This is a genomic window from Hydrogenophaga sp., assembly GCF_041633695.1.
In the GTDB taxonomy this organism is placed as follows: domain Bacteria; phylum Pseudomonadota; class Gammaproteobacteria; order Burkholderiales; family Burkholderiaceae_C; genus Hydrogenophaga.
Map to the genome: position 1 here is coordinate 1 of NZ_JBFJMY010000317.1, position 4969 is coordinate 4969.

The 4969-nt window shown below is 65.2% G+C and carries 5 protein-coding genes; 4 read left to right on the forward strand and 1 reads right to left on the reverse strand.

What is annotated here, in order from left to right; all coding sequences use genetic code 11:
• Nucleotides 1-97 precede the first annotated feature (97 nt).
• Nucleotides 98-802, reverse strand: coding sequence for a DUF1989 domain-containing protein (locus ABYB95_RS16890; RefSeq protein ID WP_372659722.1), 705 nt, complete (start codon nucleotides 800-802; stop codon nucleotides 98-100).
• A 308-nt stretch (nucleotides 803-1110) separates the two neighbouring features.
• Between ABYB95_RS16890 and ABYB95_RS16895 the strand changes: the two genes are divergently transcribed.
• The 4 genes from ABYB95_RS16895 to ABYB95_RS16910 all read left to right on the forward strand — a co-directional run.
• Entirely contained in the window at nucleotides 1111-2244 is a 1134-nt protein-coding gene (locus tag ABYB95_RS16895; RefSeq protein WP_372659723.1) for a spermidine/putrescine ABC transporter substrate-binding protein, read from the forward strand.
• A 27-nt stretch (nucleotides 2245-2271) separates the two neighbouring features.
• Entirely contained in the window at nucleotides 2272-3186 is a 915-nt protein-coding gene (locus tag ABYB95_RS16900) for an ABC transporter permease (RefSeq protein WP_372659724.1), read from the forward strand.
• 1 nt (nucleotide 3187) lies between these two features.
• A complete protein-coding gene (locus ABYB95_RS16905) occupies nucleotides 3188-3979 on the forward strand; it encodes an ABC transporter permease (protein ID WP_372659725.1) in 792 nt (263 codons plus the stop codon).
• A gap of 34 nt (nucleotides 3980-4013) precedes the next feature.
• Nucleotides 4014-4969, forward strand: a 956-nt coding sequence (locus ABYB95_RS16910) for an ABC transporter ATP-binding protein (protein ID WP_372659726.1), incomplete at its 3' end; no start/stop codon positions are given.

Sequence of the window (4969 nt, forward strand, 5' to 3'; positions counted from 1 at the left end):
ACTGTTCGCCGCCGTAGCTGCCCAGCCAGCCGGAGATGGCATCGAAGTCCACGCTGTAAGCGCAGAGAATTTGTTTCTCGGGCATGGCCTTGTTCCTTCAGGCCGTGGCCATGTGCACGCAAAACGCGAGCTCGCGCGGCACGCAGTCGGCGCCGTTGACCGGCACCACGTCTTGTGGACAGGCCGACATCACCAGCACCGCGTCCATCTCGGCGCGCAAGCTGATGCTGTCGCCCGGTTGGCTCACCGGCGGCAGCCAGCCGATGTTGCCATCGCCATCCACAGGGTTGTTCATCCAGACGTTGAAAGGCGCCGGTACCTCTTGGGTGTGGCGACCAATGGCGGCGAGCGCCAGGCGCAGATTGTCCGAGCAGTTGTCGTGGTAATGCGGCACGCCCAAGCTGCGGTAGCGCGGCAGGTCGCAGGCTGCGATCAACGTGTCGTGCACGCCGGGTGAGCTGTCGTCCAGCAGGGTGAGGATGGGCCGACGCCGGTTCGTGCACAGCGGGTCGCCCGCACGCGGGACGGTGCGGCTCAGCTGTGCACGCACATGTTCCATCGACATGAACTCGTGCAGACCATCGGCGCAGAACGCCCACAGATCGCACACCTGCGAGCCATGCGGGTTGATGAGCTGCAGGCGTTCACCCTGGCGCAACACCACGGCCACGCCCTGGCGAGCCGCCAGCGTGTAGCGCTCGCCGATCACCGGGCGGCCGTCGGGGGAAATGGGTGTGTGCAGCGAGGGGTTGATGCCATCGAACTGCGCGTTGCTGCGGTAGTGGGGGTTGGTCCAGTCCATGCGGAACTCCTTGAAAGCCATGGCGGCTAGGAACGGGTCATAGGGCCATCGGGTCGTCCCCGAGGTCGTGCCGGCAGTGTGGTGGGCGCGGGCCGTGCGCACAAAAGGGAATTTCTCGCGCCTGGCATGAGCTGTTCTCACCTCGCTGCGGCGCGGTGCGGTGGCTGCGACCGCGCGAAAAGAAAACTCATCCCGCACACGCAAAAACAACGTTTGTCAGCGCAGCTTGTCGCGGCGAGAGTTCATCCCGTGCCCTTCAAGGCCACGCCATTCCCGTCAACCACCACCGCATGAGGTACCCGATGTCCATGGAAACACCCCTTGAGTTGAGCCGCACCAATCGGCGCCGCTTTCTGCAGCAGGGCGCGACCCTGGGCGCGCTGTCTTTTCCGATGTTGGCCACGAGCAGCTTTGCGAACACCGCCGCCACCGAACTGACCATGCTGGCCTGGCAAGGCCACGCCGAGAAGGACGTGATCGGCGAGTTCGAGGAACGCAGCAAGGTGCGCATCCGGCCCAAGTACTACGTCGGCGGTGACAACATGCTGGCGCTGATCTCGCAGTCCCCGCCCGGCACCTACGACGTCATCCTCTCCGACGCCGAGTACGTGCAGCAGCTCGTGGCCGGTCAATGGGTGGAGAAGCTCGACGCCAGCGACTACCCTTTCGACGATTTTTTCCCCGAATTCCAGAACTACGCCGGCCACTGGCAGGGCAAAGATCTGTACTCGGTGTTCCTGCGCTTTGGCTTCCTTGGCGTGGCCTACAACACGAAGGCGGTGAGCGAAAAAGAGGCGCGCAGCTACAAGGTGTACTTCGATCCCAAGTACAAAGGCCGGGTCGGTCACTTCGATTGGCATCTGCCCAACATTGGCCAGCTCAGCCTGCTCTCGGGCAACCAGAAACCGTTCGATCTCGAGGCGGCCCGCTGGGCACAGGTGCAGCAGCGCCTGACCGGTCTGCGTCCCAACATCGGTGGCTTCTTCGACTACGGCGGCACCTTCTCGTCGCTGCGCAACGGCCAGATGGTGCTGATGGCCGGCATTGGTGACTGGATCACGGGCGTGCTGGAGAAGAACGGCGCGCCGGTGCGCAGCGTGATCCCCGAAGAAGGTGGCCTGCAATGGACCGAGTCGCTGTCCATTGGCCGGGGTTCGCGCCGCAAGGAACTGGCGCGCTCGTTCATCCAGTACATGACTTCACCTGCCGGGCAGGTGCACTCCGCGCGCATGGCGGCCTACCCCGCCATGGTGCCCAACCGAAAGGCCTGGGACTTGCTCGCACGCACCGACCCGGGGGAAGCGCGGCGCTCGAACATGATGCCGGGCGAGCGCAACGCGCTCAGCGACATCCGAGAGGGCCGCATCACGCCGCGCGCGCAGCCCGTGCAGCAGGCGTTGCAGGACTGGGTGGACGCCTGGAGCCGGTACAAGAACGCCTGAGCGGTGTGTCGTCGACCAGAACCCACCATGACCACTGTCCCAACCCCATTGCGCGCGCCCATCGGGTCCGCGGCCACCTTCGCTGCGCCAAGGGCGCAGCGCCCGGGCGCGCAACGCGCCGTGTTCGCCACGGTGATAACCGCGCCCATGGCCTTGTGGCAGTTGGTCCTGTTCCTCGGACCGCTGCTCTTTCTCATCGGCTTGAGCTTCTGGTTGGTGCGCAACTTCCAGCTCACGCCTGCGTTCGAGTGGCTGAACTGGACGCACATGCTGGCCCAGTCGCACTTCTGGGCCACTTTCGGCCGCACGCTGGCCTATGCGGCGGGCGCGGCCACGCTCACCAGCTTGCTCGCCTTGCCAGCCGCGTACGCCATGGCCTTCGTGCTCAACGACAACCAGCGCCGCCTGGCCATGTTTCTGCTGGTGACCCCGTTCTTCACGAGCTACCTGGTGCGGATCTATGCCTGGCAGGTGTTTCTGAGCGACCAAGGTCTCATCAACAGCGCGCTTGGGCTGTTGGGCATCGAGCCACTGCCAATGCTCAACACGGTGTTCGGCACCTTCGTGGGCTACCTCACGCTCAGCCTGCCGCTGGTGGTGCTGATCCAGTGCATGTCGTTGTCCATGGTGGATAAAAACCACGTCGAGGCGGCGCACAACCTCGGCTGCGGGCCGTTCGCCGCCGTCTTCAAGGTGGTGATCCCGTCGGCGCGCGCCGGGCTCACCATCGCCGCGCTCTTTTGCTTCATCTTCAGCTTCGGTGATTTCGTGAGCCCCATGTACCTGGGCGGCGGCACGGACCCGACGCTGGCCATGCTGATCATCGACACCACCAAGGGTGGCCAGCAATGGCCACGGGCCGCCGTGGTCTCCATCGCGATGATCGCCACCTTGATGGCGGTGGCCTTCGCCGCCACCACCTATGCCTACCGGAGGCGCTGACATGACACACCGACTGCTCAAGACCTACACCCTGCTGCTGCTGGCATTCGTCTTCGCGCCGATTGTCGCCAGCGTGGTGTTCAGCTTCAACGCCGACCGCTTCCCCACCCTGCCACTGGGGGGCTTCACCTTCGACTGGTACCGCGCCATCTTCGAAGACGATCTGGTGCTGGAAGCGTTCGCCAATTCCTTGATCGTGTCCGTGTGCGCCAGCCTGCTCTCGACCACGTTGGGCTTTGGTGCGGCCTATGCCGACTACCGCTACAGCTTCTTCGGCAAAAAGCTCTACCTGGCTCTGGGCCTGTTGCCGCCCACGGTGCCGGCCATCATTCTCGGCGTGGCCATGCTGGCCTACCTGTCGCGGCTGGGGCTGGCGAACGGTTTGCACGGCATCGTGCTGGCGCACACGGTGATCTGCACGCCGTTTGCCATGGCGCTCATTCGGCTGCGGCTGGGCCAGATGGATGGCTCGGTGGAGTCGGCGGCGTGGAACCTCGGCGCCACCGAATGGGTGGCGCTGCGGCAGGTGATCCTGCCCTTCGTTGCGCCCGCCCTGTTTGCCTCGCTGTGCCTCACAGCAGCGGTGAGCTTCGACGAGTTCGCCATTGCGTGGTTCGTGGGCGGGCTCAGCGAAACCCTGCCCGTGCGTGTGCTGGGCTTCCTGCAGGGCCAGGTGAGTCCGCGCATCAACGCCATCGGCACGGTGGTGTTCGCCGTCACGATCACGCTGGTCGTGGTGGCCCAACTGGTGCTGATGCGCAAGGGCGCCCTGGGCCGCCAGCGCGGCGCGTGAACCCGCCACCCCCATGAAAAATCCGGAGACAGAGATGAAGCAAGCATTGATCGAGTTGCGCCACATCGGCAAACGTTACGGCACGTCCCAGGCGGTGAGTGGCGTGAACCTGGAAATTCATCACGGCGAGTTCGTCGCCATCATGGGCCCCAGCGGCTGCGGCAAGACCACCACGCTGCGCATGCTCGCCGGGCTGGAAGCCCCCAGCGAGGGGGACATCCTGCTGGACGGGCGGCGCATCAACGATCTGCCACCCTGGCAGCGCGACACACCACTGGTGTGGCAGAGCCTGGCGCTGTTCCCCTTTCTCAACGCGGTGGAGAACGTCGAATTCGGTCTGAAGATGCGCGGTGTCGCGTCCGCCGAGCGCCGGCGCCGTGCGCTGGAGTGGCTGGACCGGCTGGGCCTGTCGGCGTTCGCCCGACGCAACGTGGCCGATCTCTCGGGTGGCCAGAAGCAGCGCGTGGCCCTGGCGCGCTCGCTGGTCACCGAGCCGCCTGTGCTGCTGCTCGATGAGCCGCTGTCCGCGCTGGATGCCAACCTCTCCCTGAAGATGCAGGGGGAGCTCAAGCGCCTGCAGCGCGAACTCGGCATCGCTTTCGTCTACGTGACGCACAGCCATTCGGAGGCCTTCGCCATGGCCGACCGCGTGGTCATCATGGGACAGGGGCGCGTTGAGCAGGTCGGTGCACCGCTGGAGGTGTTCAACCGGCCCGCTACGCGCTTCGTGGCCGACTTCCTTGGCGGCAACAACATCTTCAGCACCAAGGTGGTGAGCTGCGAGGCCGAGCGCATCGTCGTGCGTTCGGTCGATGGCGACTTCCATGCAACCCTGCCCCAGGGCCGTTCGCTGCAACCCGGCGACGCGCTGGACATCGTGGTGCGCGCCGACCGCATCTCGCTGACCTCGCAGCCCGGTTGGGCCACCAACGAGGTGGCATGCAATTTCGTCAGCGAGGAGTTCATTGGCTCCGTCATCAACGGCTACCT